Consider the following 22,831-nt stretch of genomic DNA (forward strand, 5'->3'; position numbering starts at 1 on the left):
CCATGCCTGAGCCTGAGACCGCTCCCACTCCCGAGCCGACCACTCCCCCGGAGACCCCGCCGGCCGACCAGGCCGCGGAGGCCGAGAAGTGGAAGGCCCTCTCTCGCAAGAATGAGGACCGCTGGAAGGCGGCTTCCAAGGAGCTGGAAGACCTCAAGGCAGCGGCCATGACTGACCAGGAGAAGGCCCTGGCTGACGCCCGTGCCGAGGGTCGTAAGGCGGCTCTCTCCGAGGTTGGTACTTCCCTCGCGGCGGCTGAGATTCGCGCTCAGGCGGCTGCCGCGGGCGTGACCGTGCCTACCGACTACCTCGACCTGAACCGGTTCCTCACCGGCGACGGCAAGGCGGATGCCGAGGCCGTAAAGGGCCTCATCGAGTCCTTTCCGAAGCCCTCGACCGAGCCCGCGTTCCCTGACCTCCAGGGCGCCGGCTATCACCGAGGAAGCGGCTCCAGCATCTCCAGCATGGACCCCACCGAGCTCGCTGACCTGATTGCGGGCGGGCGGTTCATCTAACCCCCTCTCTCCCCACTCTTCGTTAAAGCCCTGAGGCCTTTTGGCCTCGGGGCTTTTTTATGCCCTGGAGGCGTGGCCTATGGCGCCAACGACCCATCACTTCAATCTCGACCCCAAGCAGGTAACTGTGGCTGCGCTGGGTCTTCTGGACCGGCAGCTTACCCTCGGCGGCATTCCCGCTCGGTACTCCGAGCTGAATTTCACTGGTGGCATCGGCGACGTGATCAACGTCAACCGTGAGGCCCGAGGTATTCCGGTCCAGTCGGCCGGCATCACGGCCCCAATTACCAACCCGATCACGGGCGATAAGAACGTGTTCGCGGCTGCTTCGGATCGGCCTCTTCCGACTGCTGACCGCCGGGCTCCGACCGGCTTCGTGAATGAGTCGCGCTTTCCGGTTCAGCTCACCACGCTGGCCCAGAATTCCACGGTCCTTTCCATGGAGCAGGTTGCTTTTGATCTGCGAAAGTTCGGCTCTCAGGTCCTCTCGAAGCTCACCCGAGGCTTTGCCGAGTACTTCGATGACACCACCGCGGCCTTCATCAAGGCGAATATCACCCGGTCCTCGCTGACTGCCGGCCAGAAGAGCGCGATTGGCGGCGACGTGGCCGTTACGATTCCGGCCCCGGATGGTACCGCCGCGAACATGAGCGCGCGCGCCCTCGGTATTCGTACCGCGCTGGTGGATGCCCGGATGTCTCTCAACCTGGCGAATGTTCCGACCTCTGAGCGATACCTGATCGCCGGCCCCGAGGTCGAGGCGATTCTGCTCAAGGACCCCGAATTCGTGGCGGTCGACTATTCCGGCGACACCAACGCGCTTCGCCGGGCCACCGTTGGCCGGATCTACGGTTTCGATATCGTGATCCACAACTCCTTCGGCCTGGAGATGTACCTCTTCCACCGGTCTGCCCTGTTCCTGGTGTCGGCCTGCCCGGCCATTCCGATGGGTGCCGTCAACGGCAGCATCCAGAATGTGAATGGCATCGCTACCCGAATGCTGATCGATTACGACTTCGGCAAGAAGGCGGACACGATCGGCCTGGACACCATGTATGGTCTGGCGACCGTCAAGGAGGACCCGGATTACGCAGTCCGGGGCACCGTAATTGGCGAGAAGTTCGTCAGGGGCCTGAAGATCAGCGTGACCGAGAAGCCAGCGGCCTAATGACCGTGTACGCCTCCGTTGAGGATGTGGCCGCCCGTCTCGGGCGGCCCGTCCCGGACGACGAGAAGCCTCGTGTCCTGGCCCTACTGGAGGACGTCTCTGCTCTCATTTCCGAGCACTGCACCGGCAGTTGGGACAGGACTGCCCCTCCGGCCTCGTTCAAGGTCGTCGCCTGCGCCGAGGTAATCCGCTGGCTGTCCGTGACGCCTGGCGTGGTGTCCGAGAGGACCGGCGAGCTGGAGACCCAGTTCGCGGCCTCCGCCGCTACGTCCGGCCTCTCCGAGGCCGCGAAGTCCGGGCTCCGCAGGTACAGGCGAGGCCTCTCCTCAATCCGCCTCACCACGTGGGACCCGCTGCCGGAGGAGGTGCTTCCATCCGGTACACCGAACCCGTAGAGATCCACCGCGCCGCCCTGGTGGCGGACGCGTACACCAACCGGCGGGACTGGGAGCACGCCGAACTCGTCTGGTCGGGGCTGGCCTCGGTGCAGCCTGGCAGGCCTTACACCGTCCGTTCTCCCGAGCGGGAGACCACGGTTGACCGCCTGGTGATCTACCTCCCGCCGACTGCTGATGTCGACTCCGCGGACCGCATCACCGTTCAGGGCGTCACGTACCAGATCGAGGACGAGCCGGCCCGGTGGCCCGCTGGCCGGCTCAGCCACATCACGATCAAGGCAGTGAGGGTGAGGCGCTGATGTCCAAGTTCACGCTGAAGATGCAGCGGAATTGGGAGCGCGAAATCCTCGCGCTCCCCCAGGCCCGAGAAGTGGTCGAGCTGCACACCGCCGACGTAGCCGCTCTGGCCATCAAGGAGAGTCCCCGAGCCTCGGCCACCCGGAACAACTGGAACTCCACGAAGCGCAACATCGAGGCCATGGTCACGCTGTATCAGGACGGTTGGTACGGCCAGGTGGTCATCGAGTTCGACAAGGACGTCCGACACACCATGCTCCAGGAGCGCGGCTATCGGGACCGCAAGGGCCGCCGCCACCCCGCCCGCCTGTTCCTCAAGGAGGCCTTGGCGAAGGCGAGGATTGAATGAATGATCCCGTCAACGTCCTTTGGGAATACCTGAGTTCGCTGCCCGACCTGCCGAAGGGCTGTGTGACCGGGGACCTGGTGGGCCGCGAGGCCGGCGAGACGACCGTCTACCTGAATGAATCAGGTGGTCACCGCCTGGTCCGGGACCGCATGGACCGGGCGGACGTCGAGTACGACGTGTATCACCAGGAGCGGGCCGAGGCGAAGCGCCTGGCCCTCCTGGTCCGCCGTCTGCTGCTTGAGGAGCTACCCGGCCAGGAGGCCGACGGCGCCCTGGTGCTCGACGTCGCCGAGATTTCCCGGCCCCGGTATTACCCGGACAGCGTGTCCCGAGAGCACATGTACGGCGGCGAGATCGCCGTCTTCTACGTCGAGGCCTAGGCCCTCCGACTTCTCCCCTATCTCCCCCCTTTTCGCCAAGCCCTGAGGCCTTCTTCGGCCTCGGGGCTTTTTTCATGCCCGGAGGCCTACGCGTATGGCTAATGACGCCCAGAAGATCCGATTCGCTCCGAACGGCGGCATTTTTGTCGCCCCAGCCCCGAACGGCCTTCCCGCCGGTACTCAGCTTCCGGTAGACGTCGGTGACGGTAAGGCCGTCCCTACCGGCTACAAGGCTCTCGGATACGCTGACGAGAGCGGCGTCACGATTACGCCGTCTATCGAGACCGACCCGGTTAACGCTTGGCAGTCTGCGACCCCTGTCCTTTACAACGTTAAGTCTGCGAGCATGCAGATCAAGGCGACCCTGATGGAGACCAATCAGCTCACCACTGAGCTTTTCTGGGGCGCCCCCTGGGTGGCAGTCGTGGACAAGGACGGCAAGGAGACGGGAACCTACCGCCTGGACCTTTCCTCGACTCCTGACCTTCAGGAAATCTCCCTGGTCGTCGACTGGTCCCAGCGAGGCGTCCTGTATCGCTGCGTGATTCCGCGAGCCATGATTTCGGACCGGGGCGCGATCACTCTCCAGAGGACCGAGGCCCAGAAGTTTGAGCTGACCATTTCGGCTCTGGATGCCAATGGCTCGCTCGGGTTTGTCCTGACTAACGACGACATCAAGAACGCGGGTGGCGGTGTCACTCCGCCGCCTCCGTTCACTTCCACGGTCGCCGTTCCGGGCTATGCCTCGAACGACTCGGCAAACGCCTCCTGGACTGCCCGTGTAACCGCTACTGGTATCACCAGCCCGGCGACCATCAAGCTCCTGAATGGGGCTGGCACCGCTTTCCAGCTCCAGACCACCCTTGCCGCTGACGGCAATTACGACGTGACCATTCCGAAGGGCCAGGCTACCGCCGAGCTCAAGGTCACTCACGCTGGCGTGGATTACTGCTACACCGTGACTGACAAGACCCAGGTTGGCTCTTCTAAGACCTGCACCGTTGTAACCGGCTAACCGGCCGATGACCCCTGCCGGGGAGGGTTCGTAATCCCCGGCCCCCCTTCTTCCCTTTTAGATGCTGGAGAACCCCCATGGCCGTTGCCAAGAAGACCGCCGCCTCGAAGACCGCTGCCGCGAAGGCGGAGGCGCTGGAGATCCCCACCACCTTCGAGCATGCCGGCGTGCACTTCGCCGTCCCGGCTCCGCTGGATATGCCGCTGGAGCTGCTGGAGGCCGAGTCCGAGCTGGAGGCCGTCCGCCTGATCGTCGGTGACGAGGCCTGGACCGAGTACCGCGCGACCCGCCCGACCATCCGCGACTTCCAGGCCCTCGCGGACAAGGTCAACCAGGCTCAGGCCGGCTCGGGAAACTGATCCAGGTCGTTGGGGTCATCCAGGAGTTCCCCGACGAGCTGGAGGCCGATCTCTTGGAGCACTTCGGCGTTGACCTCCTGGACCTCTGGCGCGGACGGCTCTCCATCCGTCGTGTGCATGTGCTGATCACCTCCCTGATGTGCAAGCCGGGCCGTTCCGTGCTCCTGGCGGCCATGGACGAGACAGCCCAGTGGGGCACCGCGGAACACCTGCTCGCCCGGGTGAGCGATGCCCTCGAACTCTCCAACTACCTGTTCATCCGCGCCAACTCGGAAGAGTCCTCGGATCTTCCGCTCCCTGAACCGATCCCCCGGCCTGGCCTCGGCCCTGTCGACCTGGCCGCCCCTGAGCCCGACTTCGCCAGCGGGGCGGAGGTGGCCAACTTCTTCACCCACATGAGCACGCTCTGACCGTAGGAGGCCGCATTGGCACCATCTACTCGCGGCCCCATCAAGGTGGGCTCTGGCTACATCGAGATCCACACCAGTCTCAGCAATGAGTCCCTGGCCAAGTTCAGGGCCGAGCTGGTCAAGCAGATGGAGAGGACGGGCACGGAGGCCGGCAAGGCCTTCGGGGCCGCCACGACCAAGGGCTTTGCGGACCTCCCGAAGGCAGCTGCGACGGCCGCGAAGAAGGCCGGCCAGGCGGTTGAGGCGGAGGGCAAGGACAGCGCGGAGACGCTGGCCCGGATCGAGAGAGAGCTGACGGCCCAGTTCGGGGCCGAGGCCACACGCCGGTTCAAGGAAGCCCGCCAGCTCGAAGAGCGCAAGCAGCAGCTTGCCGAGGAGACGTCGACCGTCACCCGTGCAGCTCTCCGCACCGCCGTGCAGCAGGAGACCGAGGCGGCCACAGCCCGCAGCCGGCTGACTCAGCAGCAGGAGCGGGAGCGGGTGGCGAGCCTCCGCCGACAGGCAGAGGAGGCCGCTCAGACTGCCCGCCAGGAGCGGGCCCTTCGTCAGCAGGCCCTAGAGGACGAGGCCCGGATCGATCGGGAGATTGAGGCTACTCGCCTCCGTCTGGAGCGGGAGACGCAGGCGGCAATCCGGGAGACTGCCCGGGTTCGTCAGCAGGCCCAGCAGCAGGCGATCCGGGACGAGATCGCCCAGACCACCGCTATGCGGGACGGGCTCCGCCAGAGACTCGCCGAGACCCGTACCACCCTCTCCGACATGGAGACCGCCCACACGTCGGTGATGACCCGGATCGGTAGCGGCTGGAAGAGGACTTTCGAGGGCACCGAGAAATTCGGAACGACTCTCTCCGAGAGTGGGCATTTGGTCACCAATAACCTGGTGGCACCTCTTGGCATCGCGGCTGCTGCTGCTACCACGTTCGGTATCAAGTCGGCCGATGCCATGATTTCCGCTCAGACCGGCCTCAGGGGTATGGGCATTGAGCTGAAGGACGTGACCGACCTTCTTGAGCAGATGACTGCCTACGGTATTCAGACTCCGTACTCAGTCAACGACATGCTCAAGTACGGCACCCGTTATGCGAGGGCTAACGCAGCGCATAACAAGGATTTCGCTTCCGACGATCCGGTTGAGCACGCGAAGGGCTCTCGGGAGGTCGCTCAGCGATCCGTCGACATGGTCAAGATGATTGGTGACAGCGCCGCGTACGGCGGTGTTCTCGACCCGACCATGGTCAGCCAGGGTATGTACGCCCTTGAGGTCATTCAGGACATGGGCCGCACGCCGCTGCGGAACTTGAAGCAGCTTGAGCGCGCAACCGGTATCCCTGGACAGCAGATCGCCAAGCTCCTCGGTTTTCGTGATCGCCCCCTGACTAAGGAGGAGATCGCAAATTTCAAGCAGATGGACAAGGAAAACGGGATCGACCGCGAGATCCCGACGACCAATGAGGCATCTGCTCAGCTCTACGCCTTCATGGCTGATGCTAAGCACACTGGCGGCGTAACGGGCGAGCAGCTTATCGAAAAGCTGCTCGCGCACTGGCAGGACCCGAAACTCCAGGTCAATGGTGCAGCCGCTCGCATGGGTGGCGCCACGATCAGCGGCCGAATAGAGAACATGCAGGAGGCCGCGCAGTTCAAGCTCGGTCAGCTCTTCTACTCCAAGGGCGAGGATGGCGCCTACGAGTACTCCAGCCTTGGTCAGAAGATCATGGGCAAAAAGGTCATGGACGACAGTGGAACGCATTTTGAGGGTGGCCTCCTCAATGACGCCATGGACATCGGGAAGTCTCTTTTTCCGACGCTGAAGCTCACCGTCGAAAAATTCATCGACACCCTGAGCAAGTTCACAGGCTGGATCAAGAGGGCTGCCGAATTCCTGGAGGAACATCCAGCTCTTCGGGATATGGTGCTCAAGGCGGCCCAGCTCGCTGCCGTCCTGGGGCCCTTGGCGATTGCTGCCGGCGCGGCCCTCAAGCTGCTCGGCAAGGCGGGCAAGTTGGTCGGCACGGCGGCCTCGGTCGCCACAGCCCCTGTGCGGGTCGCTGGTCGTGGAGTCCGCGGAGCTACCCGGGTTGTCCGGCAGACCCGTGCCGGCCTGCAAAGTCGGAGCGACGGGGACGGCTTCCTCTCCGGCTACCGGGACAGGCGGGTCCAGCTGAGCGGAGGCACCAGCGGCGACGAGCGCCGGGTGCGTACTGAGATCCGCGAGTTGGAGCGCCAGATCCGCGAGGCCGATGCTCGGACGGCGGAGCTCCGCCGTGACCTCCAGCAGGTCAACTCCACCAACCTCCGCTCCATCATCGGCGAACTGTCTGGTGGTAACCGCAGCGTCGAGGGTGCCGCGCAGTCCGCCCGAGCCGAGGTCCGCCAGGTCCAGACGCAGGGGATCGAGCCCCTGAACCGGGCCTCGTTGTCCGGCCTGCGGGCCGAGTTCACCAACACCCGCCAGGACGCCGAGCGCCTGGTCGCCGTCGTCAAGGATGCTCAGCGCGAGATCGGCCAGCTCAACGACAAGAAGTTGATTGCCCTCAAGGTGGCCGTGGACTCGGCGCACGGCGCCGTGACCGACCTGAAGAACAAGATCGAGAACACGTCCCTGGCAGTCGGCCAGCTCAATGACAGGAAGCTAGTCGGCCTGAAGGTACAGGTCGACGGAGCACACGGCACGGTCACCGACCTGAAGAACAAGGTCGATGACACTTCCCGGGCCGTCAGCCTGCTGGACGCCAAGAGCCTCAATGGGCTCAAGGTCGAGTTCAACCAGGCCCATTCTGCTGCGGACCAGCTCCACGAGAAGATCGGCCAGGGTACAGGCTCCGGGTCGGTAGCCGGCCGGGTCGGACTGCTTAATTCCCGGACCCTTTCAGGCCTTCGCGGCGAGTTCGACCAGACCCTCGCGGCTGCTGATCGAGTCCACGAGAAGGTCGGCCAGGGAACCGGCGCAACGTCGCTTGCCGGTCGGATTGGGCTCCTGAATCAGCGGTCCCTCGGCTCGGTGAAGAATGAATTCGATTCCGTTTACAACGCCGCTGACAACGCCTACGGCAAGGTGGGTCAGGGCACCGGTGCCGAGTCCCTGGCTGGCCGCATTGGCCTGTTGAACGGCCGTTCCCTCAAGGACATCAAGGAGCAGGTTGAGAAGCTGGGCGGTGCTCTCAGCACGGCTCACGGCCACGCCGATAACCTCGACAAGTCGATCGACAATATTTCCAAGAAGGCGCCCGGAGGGACGTCCGGCGGTTCCCCGTCGAAGCCAGACACCAAGAAGAAGTATGCGACCGGTGGTGTTCTCCCGGGCTATGCGCCCGGTGTGGACTCCATTCCCGCGATGCTCTCTCCGGGTGAGGCGATCCTCCGCCCGGAAGTCACCGCGGCTCTCGGGCCGGCACTGATTCACTCCTGGAATGCGGCTGCTCGAAAGGGTCACCTGTCCCGCTTCGCTGGCGGCGGTATCGCCGGGCGTCTCGGGTTCAACGAGATCACGGAGGCTATCCGCCTTCAGAATGTCTGGCCGTACGCCACGGGTGCCGCCAACGTCATGACCTTCTCCAGGTCCTCGGATGACGTCGGCGGTGACGCGCGAGCTGGAATGCTGGGAGTCGGCTCCAACACCTCGAAGTGGATTGGTTCGGGTGTCGCTGACCGCTTCCGGAACATGTTCAACTTCGTGACGGATGACTCCTGGAAGCTCCTGCGGCGAGTTCCCACCGTCTTGGGGCAGGTCGCCGGTATCGCCGGTGGCACCCTGGCTCCGATCCTCGGGGATTACTTCTGGGATGACGTCTGGAAGGGCAACGGCAACATCATCCAGCGAGGTAACCGATTCCTCTCAGACACCTTCTCGGTCGAGACCCTGAAGCGAGCCGGAGGGAACCTTGTCGGTGGCCTTTGGGAGTCCGTTAAGGCCCTGGTCGGCGGTGTAAAGGATATCGTCAGCGACCCGGTAGGCAGTGTTACGGATGCCTACAATGCAATTTGGGACATGGCCTCGGCTGAGACTGATCAGGTCGTGGACATGGTCAAGGCGATCAAGGATATCTACGACGCCCCCGGCGATTATGCTGGTTCGGTCTTCTTTGACGTGCTGAGCACGGCCAAGGAGGCAATGCCGAACACCGAGGGTCTTTTCGACTTCGGTAGCGGCGAGAAGGTGTCCAACGGGGGAATCCCCAAGGAAGCCTTTAACTTCATGGATGTCCTCGGCGGAAAGCTGGACCCGAACGGCGACCAGGTCACCCGGTGGCGTCCAACTGTTCAGCGAGTCCTCGGGGAACTGGGGGTCGGACTGGAGTACACCGATCTTATTCTTCACCGAATCAAGGTGGAGTCCGGCGGTGATCCGAACGCGGTGAACAACTGGGACTCGAATGCGCTGAATCCGAACATCGGCGCTTCGGCCGGCCTCATGCAGACGATCCCCGCGACGTTTGCGGCCTACGCCGGTCCGTACCTGGGCCTGGGGCGCATGAACGGCCTCGCCTCGATCTACGCAGGTCTGAACTACGCCATGCACCGATACGGGGCGGGATGGCCTCAGGCCCTTTCCGGGACCTCCGGGTATTGGTCCGGAACGCTTTCCGCGTCCCCGGGCCTTCGCCTGGTGGGCGAGCAGGGTCCGGAGATCGTGAATTTCCGTGGAGGGGAGCGCGTTCACGACGCCGCTTCCACCCGTCGCATGCTCCAGGGCAAGACCTACGAGATTCACGTGCACGAGGCGAAGAGCGAGGACACCACACAGGCCGTTCTGCGGGCCATGCAGTACGCGGAGGTTATGTCAGCCATGTAATCAATTGGAGGCCCCATGCCTATTCCGGCGACTACGCCCACGGTCAAGGACCAGCAGCCGGCACCCCTGCCGCTGCCTCCCCAGCCGATGGCATGGGGCCACACCCACGTGACGATTACGGGCTCTAACGGTCAGGGGGAGGAAATCCCCCTGACCGCCTTTGCAACCCGAGAATGGCCCGTCATCCTCATCCAGGCAGGGGCTACCGGGTTGGATATGCCGCCGGTCGAACTCCACGCGGACGACAGCCCTAACCTGGACGGGAGCATCTACCGGGGTTCAAGGGTTGCCGCCCGGCAGATCATGATTCCGGTGTACCTTCACGGGGTTGATCGACGGACCCTGAAGGACCTCAAGCGCCGGCTGATCGCAGCACTCAACCCGAAGAACGGCTATTGCGTCCTCAAATTCACCGAGGGCGATTCCCTCACCCGCACTCTCTACGCCTATTACAAGGACGGTATGCAGGGTGATGAGGGCGTGGACAACGCCGGGTTCAGGTTTATGAAGTACGGCCTCCAGTTCACCGCTTTCGACCCCTGGTTCTATGGGCCCGACACTCAGGTTGCCGAGTGGCAGTTCGGTGGAGGGAAGCCGTTCCTGAAGACTGGGAAGGCCCTGTTTCCGCTCTCCCTGAGTAAGGGGATTCTGTCCAGCAAGGACATCCCGATCATCAACCCTGGGGACGTCGAGGCCTGGCCGATTTGGGAGCTGAAGGGTCCTATCCGCGGATTCAAGATGACCGGCCCGGACGGTCAGTCCTTCGGCATTGCTGCGGGCGGCACAGGGAGCCCTGACGCCGTGCTGGCGGGCCGCGTTCTCGTCGTGGACACCAGGCCCGGGGTGAAGACCCTCAGGGACGACCAGGGCATCAACTACTGGACCCGGGTGGACGCCTCCCCCGCGCTCTGGCCCATCCAGGCCGGAAAGTCAGCCATCTCTGTGGACCTCACAGCGGGCAGCTCCGCCGCCTCGCTCAAGCTCAGTTTCCGCCCCCGATTCGAAAGCTACTGACATGGGTTACCGAATAGAGGTCCGGGACAGGGACCTGAACCGGGTCGGCGTCATCGATACGTGGATCAAGCTCGATTTCATCGTCCGCTTCTGCCAGCAGGGCTCTTTTCAGCTTCTCGTCAAGGCTGGTACCGATCAGGCGAATCTGCTGCAAAAGGGCGGCGGGATCGCCATCTTTCAGGAAGGTGTTCCCGATCCGCTCCTGACTGGGCAGATCGAGTTTTTCCAGTCCTATTGGACGGTCGAGCAGCACACCGGCCCGGGAAGTCTCTACATCGGCGGGAAGTGCGACAACAAGATCGCCTATTCGCGTCTCGCCTTCCCCGAGCCCGCGGTGCCCATTGCCGAGCAGTACAAGGCCCGCGCCACGCGCCAGGCCGCCGGCCCGGCGAGCAAGGCACTGTGGTGGGAGTTGGAGCACGCCGTAGGCGCCTCCGCACTCCCCGACCGCAGGATTCCCGGCCTGGCTCTGCCCGAGCCGGCCGACCTCGGGGCCCAGGTCCACGACAGCTTCCGATACGACGTCATCGGGGCCGTCATCGAAAGGTGGACTGAGAGCAAGGAACTCGGATATCGCTTCGTCTACAACCCCGACTCAAAGAAGGTCGAGCTCCGGATCTACAAGCCCCGTGACCGTTCCCGGGACGTGCGTTTCAGCCCAGACCTCGGGAATCTCCGAGAGTACATCTGGACGCTCACAGCTCCGCGCGTTACTCGTGTCATTGTGGCCTGTCAGGGCGAGGGCGACGAGCGGTATCTCTACCAGCAGATCGACTCTGATGCCGAGGCTGAATGGGGAGTGCAGATCGAATCCTTCTTGGATCGCCGAGACCTTCCGCTCAAGTCTGATCCATCCACCGGCCAGCCGGTGAAAGCTCGACCGGATACCACGGACGTGGAGTTCGAGAACGCCAAGAAGGCCGTAGTCGATGCCGCTACTTCCGTCCTCCAGCAGGGCGAGAAGAACGGGAACTTTCAGATCTACCCGATCGACACCGAACAGGTGAAATTCGGCCGCGATTACTTCGTCGGTGATCTGGTGACGGTTGCAATCGATGGCGTTGAGTACGTCGATATCGTCCGCGAGGTCAGCATTTCGGTGGAGGACGCCGGCAAGAGCCTCACTATTCGTCCCAAGATCGGCGAACAGGGGTCGGGCGACCCCCTGAATTTGTACAAAACCGTCTCCGAGCTTCGAGAGAAGCTGAAGAAACTCGAAGCGAGGATGTAATGGCAGAAGTCAGTTACCCGTTCTCCCAGGCTAACGCCTCTGGTGGAACCGAGATGGTCTCTCAGGTCCAGTGGCAGCAGATGGCCCACCTGTGGGGAGGGGACCGAGTTGATTACCAGCTCACCAGCTCGACCCTGGAGTCCGCAGCACTCCCCTTCGCCTGGAAGGTCGTCAACGGTCGCACTATTGCGATTGAACCCGGTAATGCTTGGGTCGGCGGCTTCTATTACCAGCTCACCGCGACGCTCAGTGTCGATATCGACCCTAACCCCACCGACAAGGCCCGCAAGGATACCGTGGTCATTCGGGCAGATGTGGCGAAGGGCTCGGTAAATATTTCGGCGGTAAAGGGACAGCCTTCCATTTCCCCTATCGCTCCGCGGCCCCAGCGGGCGCCGGGCGGTGTCTGGGAGATGGTGCTGCTGGAGATCGACGTACCAGCCGCTAACGGTGCGCTGTCGGTCTACTCCCGCGCTCTGTACGACATGCCCCGGGCGGTAGCAACTCCGTGGAACACCCGCAGCACCGCCGATTTCGTGCCCCGGGGGACTTTCCTCTATGACCTGGACCAGGACGGCGGAGACAGCCCTTACGAAGCCTTTTCGGGCCGCGATGGCTACATGGTGACTCGGCATCTCGGAAAGGCTCGGCCATACACCCCGAGCCTCTGGGGCGTGACCGCTCAGCCGGCCGAGGTGGATCGCGTCTGCTGGTGGCGCTGGATCGCGCCCAACACCTACCACTTCAATATGAAGCTGCGGAATCCGACTGCGACGGACATCGTGACTACGGGCTGGTACATGCAGACCTCGCTACCGAATCCGGCGAACGGGCGGACTGCCCAGATCGTGGATGGGTATATCGACAACCCTCAGGGCTCCGGCGGTAAGCCGTGGCTGTCCTCCGTAAAGGGCATTACATGGGAAGGGAACAGCACCAGCACGCTGAATCTCTTCACCCCTGCTGGTGACTCTCTGGTGGTCCTCCAGGGAATCCCAGCGCATTCCACGCTTCACCTGTCCGGGACCGTCGAGTCCGACATTTTCGCTCAGTAAGGGGGCACCATGGCTCGAAATTTGTTCGGCGGCACGGCCGCTGATGTAGCGGAAAGCGTTTCCGGTGCCCGTATTCCCGGCGCGGTCGGAACCGTCTGGGATGGCCCTAGCGAGGGCGCCCGGCAGATCACCGACCTCACCGACACGAACGGCGCCCCAATCCTCCAGCTCGTTGCCGACGTCCGAGGCATGATCCCCTCGTTCTACGGCCCGCCCTCCGGCGCTGAGCGCGTGTGGGTCGACTTCGGGGCCGGGAAGATCGGGCTCCTGGCGGCCAACGTCGGCGAGCGCCTGGTCCAGCACCAGGCCGCCGCAGACCCCCACCAGGACCGGGCCTACACCAATGAGAGGCTGCTGAACTTCGTCCCGATTGCTGGTGCTGACCTTACGGTTCCGGCCGGTATGGACTGGGCTCGCTGGATCGTGCCGAGCAACGTCGACATCAACGGGTCCGCCTGGAAGCTCAAGACCAGCGACGGTACCGACTACACCCGCGTTCGCAACAGCGGCGCCCTCATGATCGACACCATCGGTATCCGCGCCGCACTGTGCATCGGGGCGCCTGCCTACTCGGCTGGCCAGGCAGTCATCAACGTGACCAACAGCAGGGCGACGACCACGACCACCAGCAGCGTCTTCAAGGTGACGGGTGACGGCTCGGTGGTCTCTTCGGGTTCGGTGACGGCTACGAACGTTGGCTCGGCACGGCTCTTCTCCGGCCCCAACGCCCCGTCCAGCCCGAAGCCCGGAGACGTGTGGGTGCAGTATGGCTAATCAGCTCAAGGTGTTCGACGGAACGTCCTGGATCGACAAGACGCCGCAGGTCTGGGACGGGTCGAAGTGGAGCCCGCGGCCTCCCCTGTACTGGGACGGGGCCGCGTGGATGGCCGGCGCGCCAACGCCCAGGGAGTTCCCGGCCTTCGTCGGCTCCACGCGCGCCTTGGTCGTGGGCCAGGCGCTCGCCGAACTTCCACTCCCCGCAGTGAGAGCGAATGATTTCGTCGTCTCGATCTGCGTCAGCTCGGGCTCTGCACCGGCACCTCGTCTACTCACTCCAGCAGGCGCCCTCGCGACCCAATACACCCTGGCCAGTGGGCTTTTGATGGCTGTAGCGGTCTGGCCTTGGGAGCCTTCCCGAGGTGACTCGGTGGTATGGGATGTCGGCACGGCTCACAATGCCGCCCTTATGGCTCTGGTGTACCGCAACGGGGACATCTCGAACATCGGCCTTACGCCTGTGATCGGCATCCGGGAGTACAGCAACACGTCCTCCCTTCCGCTGATGGCCTCAACCAGCTACCGCAATGTCTACGCGGCTGTGACCGTCTCCAGCGCCCTGACGGGTCTTGCCTGGCCGTCTGGCGTTTCCGGCCGCGATCAGCAGCTCGGGAACTTCGGCTCGGCTCAGGTCAGCCTGATGGTGGCCGATACGCCGGGCGCCGGCGGGTCGCCCGGCAGTGTGCAACTCGACACCACCGTCCCGTCAGCGGCCGTGGTTCTCATCTCGGTTCCAGGTCGGTCGGACGGCAATCCCACTTGGATTCTTGGTGACCCTGTCGGTTCCGAACTCGGCACCACTACTATCCTGGAGCTTTAATTGATCTCCCTCCCTGCACTGAAGTCCTGGGTTTCCCGTCAGGTGATCGGCCCTGCCGATATGAATTCCCAGGTGTATGACGTACACAACGCGCTGTATACGGTGGCCAACGACCACGAGGCATCGATCAACAAACTCAAGGCCAATCCGGTTCTCAGCGTAACGCTTCAGAACCCGATCGTCCTAGGTGCGAACGCGTCCACCGTCGTTTACTGGAATACCTCGCAGCCCCTCGCACGGGTCGGAAACTGGGCCACGACCGACGGCGGGACGATCAAGGTCCCGGAGGCGGGGGTCTACCGCTTCACCATGAACTACGGCGGTTGGAGCACTGGGGTAGGCGCCACTTGCAAGGCCCGCGCGTGGGTCTCAACTGACCCCGGCCAGTCGTCCGGTGCTTACCTCTATCCCCCAGCCGGTGGCGACGCCGCCACCACCTCTTTTACTTTCGCTGCTCCTCTTGCCGCTGGTCAGTCTTTCACCGCGTACCTGGTTTCTTGGTGGAATGGATTCCAGTCCCATGGCACCGGGGACGAGAAGAACGCATGGAACTTGACCGTGGAGAAGATCTCTGGCTAAAGGAGGCCCGTGACCCCTACTGATATTTTCGGATTCGCGGGCACCGCGGCCTCGGTTGTCGCCGCCCTCGTCATGGTCCGAGCTTCCTGGCAGATGAATTCAGCTCAGGTCTGGAAGGGCGAGGCCGAGGCTCAGAAGACCCGAGCCGATCGCCTTCAGGACGACCTGAACGAAATTAAGGACCGACTGACCCGCATCGAGGCGGAGAACCGCCGACTGGTCGAGTTGATCACGACGCTCGACCCTTCCCGGATTCGATCCGGGCTCTAATTCTTTGTTCATTCCCGAGGGGCTGGCCGCCTGGCTGGCCCCTTTTCGTATGCCCTGGAGGCAGATTGAGTCAGGTATCCGACGTCTTCCGAGTCGCATCCGCTGAGGTCGGCTATCAGGCCGAACGCGCCCCAGGCGAGAGGCCGTCTGGTCATCAGAAGTACAGCGGGCAGGTCCCCGGCCTTGAGTGGAGCAACTTTCAGCCATGGTGCGCTACTTGGTGCTCCTGGGTGGCGCTGAAGGCGGGTGTTCCGGGCCTCTACCCACGCACCGCTTCTTGCGTCGTCGGTGTCGACTGGTTCCGGTCCCGAGGTCGCTTCTCCGCCTACCCCGCGATTGGCGCACAGGTTTTTTACGGATCGGGTGGTGGCACTCACACCGGAATCGTCTATGCGTACGACGCCAATTTCATCTACACCTACGAGGGAAATACTTCTCTCACCAATGACGCCAACGGCAACAAGGTGATGAAGCGGGAACGGCGTCGCCGGGACTCGTACGTCTACGGCTACGGCCTGCCCGCCTTCTCAGAGGGCGTCACCATCGCAGATCCGGCCCTCAAGGGCCGTGCCGGCTATGTCTACGCGGCCACCGCGTCCGGCCCGGCCGGGAACTCGACCTCCAGTTCCTCGACCCGGACCGTGACCGTGCGGGCGGGCCAGACCATCACCGCCATCGCTGCGGCGGCCGGTATCAGCGTGGCCGCTCTGCTCTCGCTCAACCCGAGCGTGAAGAACCCGGATCAGATCCACCCGGGCGACACCATCACCCTGCCAGCCGTCCCGGACGGCGGCCAGGAGCCGCAGCAGCCCAACCCGACTCCCCCGCCGATCTCCCCGCCGGCCTCGAACTCCGGTACCGCCTTCCCGGGCCCCAGTCAGTTCGGTCCAGGCGCGACCAACGCCAACGTGACGAAGCTCGGTGAGCTCCTGGTCCAGCGCGGCGCGGGCCGCTTCTACTCCGAGGGACCAGGCCCCCGCTGGACCGACTCCGACCGCCAGGCGGTGAAGGCCTTCCAGTCGGCTCAGGGTTGGACTGGCAGCTCCGCGGACGGTCTCCCCGGCCCCCAGACGTGGAGGCTCCTGGTCGCCCACCAGGGCCGCGACATCCCGGCCGCCAGCTCGGCGAAGCCGAGTGCGGCGCCGGCCTTCCCGGGAGCCTCCCGCTTCGGTCCGGGCTCGGTGAACCAGCACGTCACCGTGCTGGGCCAGGCCCTCGTTCGACACGGCTACGGCCAGTACTACCGGCAGGGTCCTGGACCTCGTTGGTCGGAGGCCGATCGGCGAGCTGTCCAGGCGTTCCAGCACGCTCAGGGCTGGTCTGGATCGGCTGCCGACGGCTACCCGGGACCGCTCACCTGGTCCCGCCTCATGAAGTAATTAACTCCCAAGGGGGATACATGAATTCATTCATTTCCACTCACGCTGTCCGAGTCGTGGCCGCCGTCGCGGCCCTGGTCCCGCTGCTGATGACCTGGTACCCCACGATCCCGTGGGAAGCCCTGGTGGCCGCCGCTGCGGCTCTGCTCGGTGCCGGTGAGGTTGCTCAGCGGGTCGAGAACCGCAAGACCCTGTCCGCCCTCCACGAGACCTCTCCTCTGGACTCTGCGGCTTGGCTCCAGGTCGAGCTGACCAAGCAGGAGGCCGAGCGGAACCGCTGATCCACAACGCAAAAAATGCCCCCCTTCCCGAACGGGAAGGGGGGCATTTTCTGTTTTCCGGCACCACTCATAGCCACAGGCTTCCGGCATGCCTGTAGTTTCAACTGCGTTTCTGGTTACGGGATTTGGCTGCTAGCGTGCTTCCTCTCCACCCCACCAACATGCTGTGAGGCCCATCCATGACTCAGGCAGTGTCTCGGCAGAAGAACCCTCAGGCCCCGAGGATTCAGGCGGTGCTGCGGCCCGCGGAGTTGCCTGGCGACGCCTTCGAGGACGACGCCACGATCAAGGGCCGGCGCTACGACGGGTTGAGCCTCGCCGGCCACCAGGGCGAGGCCATCGAGGTGGAGCAGTCCACCTTTGAGAACGTCCGCTTCACCGGCATGAATCTGGCCCGCTCGGTCCTCGCGCATGTCCGTTTCAACACCTGCGACTTCGCCACTGTGCGGACTCAGGACGTGTCGCTTCTCCGAGCCACCGTGACCGGCTGCCGGCTCACCGGATCGACCTGGAGTAGTGGAAGCTTCCGTGACGTCCTCTTCGAAGGCACCCGTGCGGACAGCGCATTGTTCCGGTACGCCAAGCTGAACACCGTCGTATTCAGGGAGTGCAACCTCACCGGGGCCGACTTCCAGTTCGCGGACTTCCGCAATGTCCGATTCGAGAAGTGCGACCTCACCGGAGCCCAGTTCGCTAACGTCGTCATCCAGCCCGGTGTCAGCTTCGAGGGCTGCACGCTGCTGGACCTCGGAGGAGCCGCCCACCTCAAGGGCGCCACCGTGCGAGGCCCAGGGGGAATGGAACTGGCCCTGAGCCTCGCCCGGGAGGCCGGCATCCTGTTCGAGGACTGAGTCAGGTACGAGGGCCCGCAGACTGTTCGATCCTTCGTGGCTCGCCGTCGTCCTCCGTGAGGAGTACAACGAGCGGTACGTCATCAGGGATGAACAGCTCCCGACGAACCTCATCGGTGATGCTCGTATCGGGGTGCTGCCTCATGTCCTCCTCCGTCACGAACGGGGAAGACATCGCACCCTCGATGTCGAGCATGTATCCATCGGCGCGGTGAACTTCCACGCGTACTTCACGAGGCACAGGTTCCTCAGACACACGTACTCCATAACGGTGGTGAATGCACCGAGCCCCGCCCGGCACCCCCGGGCGGGGCTCGACGGCTGGCTACGCGGCGGCCGGCATCTCGTAGTGCGCGAATTGCTCACCCGAGATGGATCGCTCGACGAGGCCGAAGTCCAGGCTCTCCGCGAAGGAAGCCAGCTCCAGGACCGCCCCCTGACCGTAGGGGGTGAACACGTCGAGCAGTTCGAGCAAGCCGTCCGTGCAAGCGCGGATCGAATCGCTGAACTTGTCGACCAACTCCGTCTCGCCCCGCTTGTGCTGCATCAGCATGAGGGGCGGAGCCACCACCGCACTGTGGAACGCCTTGTCCAGCGGGCGCATCTCGCCGACCTTCACCGCCGAGAGAACCCGGTACTGGTCGGCCTCCAGCTCCTTGGCCGGCAGGGTGTACAGGCCGTACACCATGTGCTCCAGGAAGACGTTCAGGTGAACGGTCTCGTGCACCAGGGACTCGGCGAAGTCGTGGGGCTTCCAGCTGTCGCCGGGGCTCATGCTGACCAGTCCCGGGAGGTTGGAACCGGAACCGCCGCCCTTGTTGGCCGAGCTCCAGAACACGAGGTCCGTGGTCACCAGGTCCACTAGGGCACCGAGGTCCGGAATGGTGTCGCGCAGGTCGAGCTGTGCGATGGAGAGGTCCCGCTTCCACCTGTCCCGCAGGCCGGTCGGGGTGTCCTTCAGGCCCTCGAAGATGCTCGCGAAGGTCCGGTTGTCGACCAGGTAATTTCCCCACGGGCTGTCGCTGAAGTGGGTCGCGATGCCCTCGGTGCCCTCGACGGGCAGGGGTCGGAAGGCCGAGATGGCCGTGCGGTACGCGGCCGGGAGGTCCGCGGTGGGGGGCGCCGGCTTCTCGGTGACGGCAGCGGCGAAGCGGCCGATCGTCTCGCGGGCGTGGTGGATGTTGAGGAATCGCATGGACGGCTCCTTTGCTGAGATGCTGGGAACACCAGGTGCCCGGCCCCACTCTCATTGGGGCCGGGCACCCGGCCTACTTCAGGCGCTCAGGCAGGTTGGACTAGTTGGTCCAGCCGCCCATCATCGAGGTGTTCTCCTCCTTGAAGAACGCCTGGATGTTGCCCAGGACGGTCTCCTCGGTGGCCTCGACGGACGAGGTGGCGTCCTCGGCCGCCTCGGGGTTCTCGACGGTGACGATCGCGGCCATGGCGATCTCTCCCTTCGGTTTGACGTGGTGGTGCAACCTCCCCGGCGGGGAGGAAATTGGGAGGGCCGAAGAACGGCCCAGGGAGGGGCTTGCGCCCCGTTCAGTCGGCCGGGGTGCCGGCCAGGAGCATGGGCAGGGATACGCCGCTGTCGCGCGCCGTCAGCGCGTGCCTGACCCGCCGAAGCTGGTCCTCGTCCATCACGGAGCCCAGCTCAGAGCGCGGCTTCCAACACAGGTCGGTGATCTCACCGGGGGGCGGAAGGTGGCTCTTGACGGCCCTCTCCTGCTCCGCCGTCACAATCCCGCCGCAGTAGACGAAGTTCATTCCCTCGGGATACTTCCGGGCCTCGACGTAGTCGATGGCGAGAACATCCCGCAGGGGCAGGACGAGCCCGGTTTCCACCTCGACGTGGCGCCTCGCCGCGAGGTGCGGCAGCTCGCAGGACTCGGCGCTTCCGCCGGGCAGAAACAGACCGTACTTGTATGTGGTTGCCACCAGCAGAACCGCGCCGTCGTGGTTGAGGATGAGGGCCTGGTGACCGAGCCGCCGACGGGGCGGGAAGGAAAGAATGTCGTCCATTGCGGATCACTTTCGGGTGCTGGGAGAAGACCCCCCGCCGCCAACGCCGAGGTGACGGGCGGCGGGGGGCGCTCACGGGAGGAATCGCCCGGAGCTTCCCGGAGGGGCTCAGCGCCAACTTCGCCACCTCCGGGCGTTGGTGCCCACCGCGCTGCTCCGGCGGCCAGCGGCGCGGCGGGGGCTTCTGTCAGGCCGACCGCTTCAAGCCCGGGGGGTGCCGGAAGCGGAGAAGGCATCCGTCGTGGTCGACCTCGGCCGCCGCGTCGGCGAAGACCGCCACTCCCGCAGCAGTCGAGCCCTTTCCACGCTGGTAGGTCAGGCGGTCCAGTGATGCGCGAAGCCTCAGTCGGCGACCGCGGCTCTCGTCCATCGGAAAGCCAGCCTTGCGGTACAGCTCGGCGAGCTGCCGGTCAAAGTCAGGCGGCCGGTTCACGCCCAACCCCCCGTCCGTGCCGGGAGTTGGGCCAAAAGCGCCTGCTGGTGGACGTACTTGGCGATATTAACGGAGCAATCGGTACAGACAGGAATCCCGACCAGATTGCCCGCTTCGTTAAGTACGAAGTACCCCGGGCTCACCCATACGTTCCTGCGTCGGCACGGGATGCACTTCCCCATCCGCGACCCGCGTGGAAGGGACCTGTCCGTCACGGCGAGCCCTGTCTACGCCGCAGCCACTTGTCCGAGACCGGCAAGGCGCCGACCGTGCCGGCCGCGAAGACGAAGAAGACCACCAGGAGCCACGGGCCGAGGGGGCCGTTCCGCACGGGCCAGGCCACCGCCAGGGCGACGAGGGCACTGCCCACGATGATGGCCGAGTACATCAGCGGCCCCACGATGCCGAGTTCCGGCTTTCGGTGCTTCACGTGAGCGCTCCGATCGTCTCGATGCTGCGCGGCTGGCTCGGGTGCTGGACCGAGATGAAGCGGGGGGTGTCAAGCGGCGCGACCTGCGCGGGCTGCGTCGTCCACTCGCAGCCGCCGGCCTCGGGGCGGAGGTAGCTCTCCCCACCACGGGAGCCCATGAAGACGCCCTGCAGCGGGTTGCCGTCCGAACTGAGAAGGGACAAGTCCTGTACCACCTCCCCGACTTGAGGGTGGTAGCGCTGTCTGCTGTGTGAGGACATGGGGGGCCTCCAGGGGTTGCGCTTCGCTCTCGCGCTGTCGCCTTGTGTAGCCATGGTGGCCCCGCAGCCCTACCATCGGAAGGCTTCAACCCTTGACAGTTCTGACGAGTTACAGGTGAGAGCGAATCATGGAGAACGAGGAATCTGATCATGTGTCATCACCGGCTATTCGCTTCGGCAATGAGCTTCGCAGGTCAAGGCGCGCAAAGGGCCTCTCTCAGACCAAGCTCGGTGAGCTCATGGGGTTCAGTCACGGGCTGATCTCGTACATCGAGGGGGCCAAGAAGCCTGTAACCCTTAACTTCGCGGTGGCAGCCGATCGGGCGCTCGGAACCGGACGCAAGTTCTGGGAGCTGTGGCGTCAGATCGAGAGCACCAGCCTGCTGGAGGGCTTCGACGAGTTCGTTAAGGAGGAGGCCCGTTGCAGGCGGATACGGACGTTCGAACTGAACGTCATCCCGGGCCTGTTTCAGACTGAGGCGTACGCCTCGGCTCTTGCCAACGCCGCTGTACTGAGGCGAGGCCTCACCAAGACTCAGGCCACCGAACGAGTTCGGTTCCTCATGAACCGACAACGGGTCTTGAGGGGCGAGGAGGCCCCATCCGTACACGCGGTCATGGACGAGAGTTGCATCCGCCGGCCGGTCGGTGGTGCGGCCATCTGGCGGGACCAGCTCCTACACTTGGAGCGCTTGGCAGAACGTCCCGGCATCACGATTCAGGTTGCTCCCGCCTCCCTGGGGGAGCACATCCCGTTCACGATGCCAGTCGTGCTACTTTCCCTGCGAGACCGGAGCGTCATCGGCTATGCCGAGTCACAAGCTCGTGGCATCCTGGAGCGAGACCGTAGAACGGTTGACGCGTGGAGTAGTGACTACGATCAACTACAAGTGGAGTCGCTCTCCAAGGCGGCCTCACTCGCCATGATCCGCGCTGCTCGGAAGGACCTCCAATGATCGGCCCCAGCCTCGACCTGACCCACGCCAGGTGGCGGAAGTCTTCTTACAGCAACAACGGAGGCAACTGCGTAGAGGTTGCCGAGGGGCACACCGACGTCGTGCCTGTCCGTGACTCGAAGGACCCGGAGGGCCCCGCCCTCGTCTTCCCGGCCGGCGCCTGGCGAGCGTTCGTCTCCAGCATCCAGGCCGGCGAGTTCGGCGAGGTCTGAGCCGGACCACCAGGACCAGAGAGGCCCCCGCCCATCGGGCGGGGGCCTCTCGGCTACTTGGCGTCGCTGGAGCGGAAAATGTCGTTCTCCAGCTCCACCGCAACCACCAACCACTCCTCGGCATGCCGGTACATCCGAACCGGGTTCGTGTCCTTGGAGTACCCCTTGTCCACGTACCGCATGGCGACCGACAGCGCTTCGAAACGGTTCCTGCGGTCAAACAGGTACCTGATCACGGTGGCGTCCGTGCCGGGCTCGACATCGACCAGGGGGACGTACTCCACCCCGGCATAGTCGGCGAACCTCCGAGCCCACTCCTCGACACCTGTTGTGTCGATCACGTCCTCGACCTCGCTCTCGTCCTCGACCTCGGCCTCAACGAGCAGGGACACGCCCTCCGCCTCCAGGCGCTCGTGGAACAGCCGCAGCCGCTCTTCGGCCGCCAAGTTGGTGACGTCAATCTCGCCACCGGGACCGCTCACTCGAACCTCGCTCATTGCCGTATCTCCGTCTCTTCCCCGCGCGGGGAACGTCCACCGTCGACCGTAGCGGCTGGCACCGACATAGGCCGTTCTT

General features: G+C 64.3%; 29 protein-coding genes. 22 read left to right on the top strand and 7 right to left on the bottom strand.

Annotated elements, in window-relative coordinates:
- The first annotated feature begins 2 nt into the window (after positions 1-2).
- The 20 genes from ABZW10_RS28290 (at position 3) to ABZW10_RS28385 (ending at position 17,942) form a co-directional block, all read left to right on the top strand.
- Positions 3-515: a hypothetical protein gene (locus tag ABZW10_RS28290; protein ID WP_355371082.1), complete on the top strand. Its 513-nt coding sequence runs from the start codon at positions 3-5 to the stop codon at positions 513-515.
- 79 nt (positions 516-594) lie between these two features.
- Entirely contained in the window at positions 595-1,683 is a 1,089-nt protein-coding gene (locus ABZW10_RS28295) for a hypothetical protein (protein ID WP_355371085.1), read from the top strand.
- Entirely contained in the window at positions 1,683-2,078 is a 396-nt protein-coding gene (locus tag ABZW10_RS28300; protein WP_355371087.1) for a hypothetical protein, read from the top strand. The genes ABZW10_RS28295 and ABZW10_RS28300 overlap by 1 nt, the downstream gene beginning before the upstream one ends.
- Before the next feature lie 20 nt (positions 2,079-2,098).
- Positions 2,099-2,380 carry a hypothetical protein gene (locus tag ABZW10_RS28305; protein ID WP_355371090.1) on the top strand — a complete coding sequence of 94 codons (282 nt, stop codon included), beginning with the start codon at positions 2,099-2,101 and terminating at the stop codon, positions 2,378-2,380.
- Positions 2,380-2,727 carry a hypothetical protein gene (locus ABZW10_RS28310; protein WP_355371092.1) on the top strand — a complete coding sequence of 116 codons (348 nt, stop codon included), beginning with the start codon at positions 2,380-2,382 and terminating at the stop codon, positions 2,725-2,727. Before ABZW10_RS28305 ends, ABZW10_RS28310 begins: the two co-directional genes overlap by 1 nt.
- Entirely contained in the window at positions 2,724-3,107 is a 384-nt protein-coding gene (locus ABZW10_RS28315; protein ID WP_355371095.1) for a hypothetical protein, read from the top strand. Before ABZW10_RS28310 ends, ABZW10_RS28315 begins: the two co-directional genes overlap by 4 nt.
- A gap of 94 nt (positions 3,108-3,201) precedes the next feature.
- The gene (locus tag ABZW10_RS28320; RefSeq protein ID WP_355371098.1) at positions 3,202-4,122 is read left to right on the top strand and encodes a hypothetical protein; all 921 of its coding nucleotides are present in this window, start codon (positions 3,202-3,204) and stop codon (positions 4,120-4,122) included.
- A 77-nt stretch (positions 4,123-4,199) separates the two neighbouring features.
- Positions 4,200-4,481, top strand: a complete 282-nt coding sequence (locus ABZW10_RS28325; protein WP_355371100.1) for a hypothetical protein — start codon at positions 4,200-4,202, stop codon at positions 4,479-4,481.
- 53 nt (positions 4,482-4,534) lie between these two features.
- Positions 4,535-4,891: a hypothetical protein gene (locus ABZW10_RS28330; protein WP_355371103.1), complete on the top strand. Its 357-nt coding sequence runs from the start codon at positions 4,535-4,537 to the stop codon at positions 4,889-4,891.
- Positions 4,892-4,906: 15 nt separating this feature from the next.
- The gene (locus ABZW10_RS28335; RefSeq protein ID WP_355371106.1) at positions 4,907-9,685 is read left to right on the top strand and encodes a hypothetical protein; all 4,779 of its coding nucleotides are present in this window, start codon (positions 4,907-4,909) and stop codon (positions 9,683-9,685) included.
- Positions 9,686-9,700: 15 nt separating this feature from the next.
- Positions 9,701-10,699, top strand: coding sequence for a phage tail domain-containing protein (locus tag ABZW10_RS28340; protein ID WP_355371108.1), 999 nt, complete (start codon positions 9,701-9,703; stop codon positions 10,697-10,699).
- A gap of 1 nt (position 10,700) precedes the next feature.
- Positions 10,701-11,930 carry a siphovirus ReqiPepy6 Gp37-like family protein gene (locus tag ABZW10_RS28345; RefSeq protein ID WP_355371111.1) on the top strand — a complete coding sequence of 410 codons (1,230 nt, stop codon included), beginning with the start codon at positions 10,701-10,703 and terminating at the stop codon, positions 11,928-11,930.
- The gene (locus ABZW10_RS28350) at positions 11,930-12,985 is read left to right on the top strand and encodes a hypothetical protein (RefSeq protein ID WP_355371113.1); all 1,056 of its coding nucleotides are present in this window, start codon (positions 11,930-11,932) and stop codon (positions 12,983-12,985) included. Before ABZW10_RS28345 ends, ABZW10_RS28350 begins: the two co-directional genes overlap by 1 nt.
- Positions 12,986-12,994: 9 nt before the next feature.
- The gene (locus ABZW10_RS28355) at positions 12,995-13,759 is read left to right on the top strand and encodes a hypothetical protein (RefSeq protein ID WP_355371116.1); all 765 of its coding nucleotides are present in this window, start codon (positions 12,995-12,997) and stop codon (positions 13,757-13,759) included.
- Entirely contained in the window at positions 13,752-14,582 is an 831-nt protein-coding gene (locus ABZW10_RS28360) for a hypothetical protein (protein WP_355371119.1), read from the top strand. The genes ABZW10_RS28355 and ABZW10_RS28360 overlap by 8 nt, the downstream gene beginning before the upstream one ends.
- Positions 14,583-15,161 carry a hypothetical protein gene (locus tag ABZW10_RS28365; RefSeq protein ID WP_355371122.1) on the top strand — a complete coding sequence of 193 codons (579 nt, stop codon included), beginning with the start codon at positions 14,583-14,585 and terminating at the stop codon, positions 15,159-15,161.
- A 9-nt stretch (positions 15,162-15,170) separates the two neighbouring features.
- The gene (locus ABZW10_RS28370; protein ID WP_355371124.1) at positions 15,171-15,431 is read left to right on the top strand and encodes a hypothetical protein; all 261 of its coding nucleotides are present in this window, start codon (positions 15,171-15,173) and stop codon (positions 15,429-15,431) included.
- 230 nt (positions 15,432-15,661) lie between these two features.
- Complete coding sequence (locus tag ABZW10_RS28375; protein WP_355371127.1) at positions 15,662-16,810, top strand: peptidoglycan-binding protein; 1,149 nt, start codon at positions 15,662-15,664, stop codon at positions 16,808-16,810.
- A 56-nt stretch (positions 16,811-16,866) separates the two neighbouring features.
- Positions 16,867-17,091, top strand: coding sequence for a hypothetical protein (locus tag ABZW10_RS28380; protein ID WP_355371130.1), 225 nt, complete (start codon positions 16,867-16,869; stop codon positions 17,089-17,091).
- A 233-nt stretch (positions 17,092-17,324) separates the two neighbouring features.
- Complete coding sequence (locus ABZW10_RS28385; protein WP_355371133.1) at positions 17,325-17,942, top strand: pentapeptide repeat-containing protein; 618 nt, start codon at positions 17,325-17,327, stop codon at positions 17,940-17,942.
- A 1-nt stretch (position 17,943) separates the two neighbouring features.
- Here the strand turns inward: ABZW10_RS28385 and ABZW10_RS28390 are convergent, their stop codons facing one another.
- From ABZW10_RS28390 to ABZW10_RS28415, 6 genes are all read right to left on the bottom strand, one after another.
- Positions 17,944-18,138: a hypothetical protein gene (locus tag ABZW10_RS28390; RefSeq protein WP_355371135.1), complete on the bottom strand. Its 195-nt coding sequence runs from the start codon at positions 18,136-18,138 to the stop codon at positions 17,944-17,946.
- Positions 18,139-18,267: 129 nt separating this feature from the next.
- Positions 18,268-19,137, bottom strand: coding sequence for an HEXXH motif-containing putative peptide modification protein (locus tag ABZW10_RS28395; protein ID WP_355371138.1), 870 nt, complete (start codon positions 19,135-19,137; stop codon positions 18,268-18,270).
- Positions 19,138-19,237: 100 nt separating this feature from the next.
- Positions 19,238-19,384 carry a hypothetical protein gene (locus ABZW10_RS28400; RefSeq protein ID WP_355371141.1) on the bottom strand — a complete coding sequence of 49 codons (147 nt, stop codon included), beginning with the start codon at positions 19,382-19,384 and terminating at the stop codon, positions 19,238-19,240.
- Positions 19,385-19,484: 100 nt separating this feature from the next.
- Complete coding sequence (locus ABZW10_RS28405) at positions 19,485-19,964, bottom strand: NUDIX hydrolase (protein WP_355371144.1); 480 nt, start codon at positions 19,962-19,964, stop codon at positions 19,485-19,487.
- A 644-nt stretch (positions 19,965-20,608) separates the two neighbouring features.
- Positions 20,609-20,827: a hypothetical protein gene (locus ABZW10_RS28410; protein ID WP_355371147.1), complete on the bottom strand. Its 219-nt coding sequence runs from the start codon at positions 20,825-20,827 to the stop codon at positions 20,609-20,611.
- On the bottom strand, positions 20,824-21,030 hold the full coding sequence (locus ABZW10_RS28415) for a hypothetical protein (protein ID WP_355371150.1): 207 nt from the start codon (positions 21,028-21,030) through the stop codon (positions 20,824-20,826). The genes ABZW10_RS28410 and ABZW10_RS28415 overlap by 4 nt, the downstream gene beginning before the upstream one ends.
- Before the next feature lie 185 nt (positions 21,031-21,215).
- Between ABZW10_RS28415 and ABZW10_RS28420 the strand changes: the two genes are divergently transcribed.
- Entirely contained in the window at positions 21,216-22,043 is an 828-nt protein-coding gene (locus tag ABZW10_RS28420) for a helix-turn-helix transcriptional regulator (protein ID WP_355371153.1), read from the top strand.
- The gene (locus ABZW10_RS28425) at positions 22,040-22,255 is read left to right on the top strand and encodes a DUF397 domain-containing protein (RefSeq protein WP_355371156.1); all 216 of its coding nucleotides are present in this window, start codon (positions 22,040-22,042) and stop codon (positions 22,253-22,255) included. The genes ABZW10_RS28420 and ABZW10_RS28425 overlap by 4 nt, the downstream gene beginning before the upstream one ends.
- Before the next feature lie 53 nt (positions 22,256-22,308).
- On the opposite strand, the gene ABZW10_RS28430 is transcribed toward ABZW10_RS28425, so the two are convergent.
- Entirely contained in the window at positions 22,309-22,752 is a 444-nt protein-coding gene (locus ABZW10_RS28430) for a hypothetical protein (protein ID WP_355371159.1), read from the bottom strand.
- Positions 22,753-22,831: the final 79 nt, after the last annotated feature.

The organism is Kitasatospora sp. NPDC004723 (assembly GCF_040609255.1).
In the GTDB taxonomy this organism is placed as follows: Bacteria; Actinomycetota; Actinomycetes; order Streptomycetales; family Streptomycetaceae; genus Kitasatospora.

Coding starts and splice junctions, on each gene's coding strand:
- ABZW10_RS28290 (WP_355371082.1), top strand. CDS start 3: ATGCCTGAGCCTGAGACCGCTCCCACTCCCGAGCCGACCACTCCCCCG.
- ABZW10_RS28295 (WP_355371085.1), top strand. CDS start 595: ATGGCGCCAACGACCCATCACTTCAATCTCGACCCCAAGCAGGTAACT.
- ABZW10_RS28300 (WP_355371087.1), top strand. CDS start 1,683: ATGACCGTGTACGCCTCCGTTGAGGATGTGGCCGCCCGTCTCGGGCGG.
- ABZW10_RS28310 (WP_355371092.1), top strand. CDS start 2,380: ATGTCCAAGTTCACGCTGAAGATGCAGCGGAATTGGGAGCGCGAAATC.
- ABZW10_RS28315 (WP_355371095.1), top strand. CDS start 2,724: ATGAATGATCCCGTCAACGTCCTTTGGGAATACCTGAGTTCGCTGCCC.
- ABZW10_RS28320 (WP_355371098.1), top strand. CDS start 3,202: ATGGCTAATGACGCCCAGAAGATCCGATTCGCTCCGAACGGCGGCATT.
- ABZW10_RS28325 (WP_355371100.1), top strand. CDS start 4,200: ATGGCCGTTGCCAAGAAGACCGCCGCCTCGAAGACCGCTGCCGCGAAG.
- ABZW10_RS28340 (WP_355371108.1), top strand. CDS start 9,701: ATGCCTATTCCGGCGACTACGCCCACGGTCAAGGACCAGCAGCCGGCA.
- ABZW10_RS28345 (WP_355371111.1), top strand. CDS start 10,701: ATGGGTTACCGAATAGAGGTCCGGGACAGGGACCTGAACCGGGTCGGC.
- ABZW10_RS28350 (WP_355371113.1), top strand. CDS start 11,930: ATGGCAGAAGTCAGTTACCCGTTCTCCCAGGCTAACGCCTCTGGTGGA.
- ABZW10_RS28355 (WP_355371116.1), top strand. CDS start 12,995: ATGGCTCGAAATTTGTTCGGCGGCACGGCCGCTGATGTAGCGGAAAGC.
- ABZW10_RS28360 (WP_355371119.1), top strand. CDS start 13,752: ATGGCTAATCAGCTCAAGGTGTTCGACGGAACGTCCTGGATCGACAAG.
- ABZW10_RS28390 (WP_355371135.1), bottom strand. CDS start 18,138: ATGCTCGACATCGAGGGTGCGATGTCTTCCCCGTTCGTGACGGAGGAG.
- ABZW10_RS28395 (WP_355371138.1), bottom strand. CDS start 19,137: ATGCGATTCCTCAACATCCACCACGCCCGCGAGACGATCGGCCGCTTC.
- ABZW10_RS28400 (WP_355371141.1), bottom strand. CDS start 19,384: ATGGCCGCGATCGTCACCGTCGAGAACCCCGAGGCGGCCGAGGACGCC.
- ABZW10_RS28405 (WP_355371144.1), bottom strand. CDS start 19,964: ATGGACGACATTCTTTCCTTCCCGCCCCGTCGGCGGCTCGGTCACCAG.
- ABZW10_RS28420 (WP_355371153.1), top strand. CDS start 21,216: ATGGAGAACGAGGAATCTGATCATGTGTCATCACCGGCTATTCGCTTC.
- ABZW10_RS28425 (WP_355371156.1), top strand. CDS start 22,040: ATGATCGGCCCCAGCCTCGACCTGACCCACGCCAGGTGGCGGAAGTCT.
- ABZW10_RS28430 (WP_355371159.1), bottom strand. CDS start 22,752: ATGAGCGAGGTTCGAGTGAGCGGTCCCGGTGGCGAGATTGACGTCACC.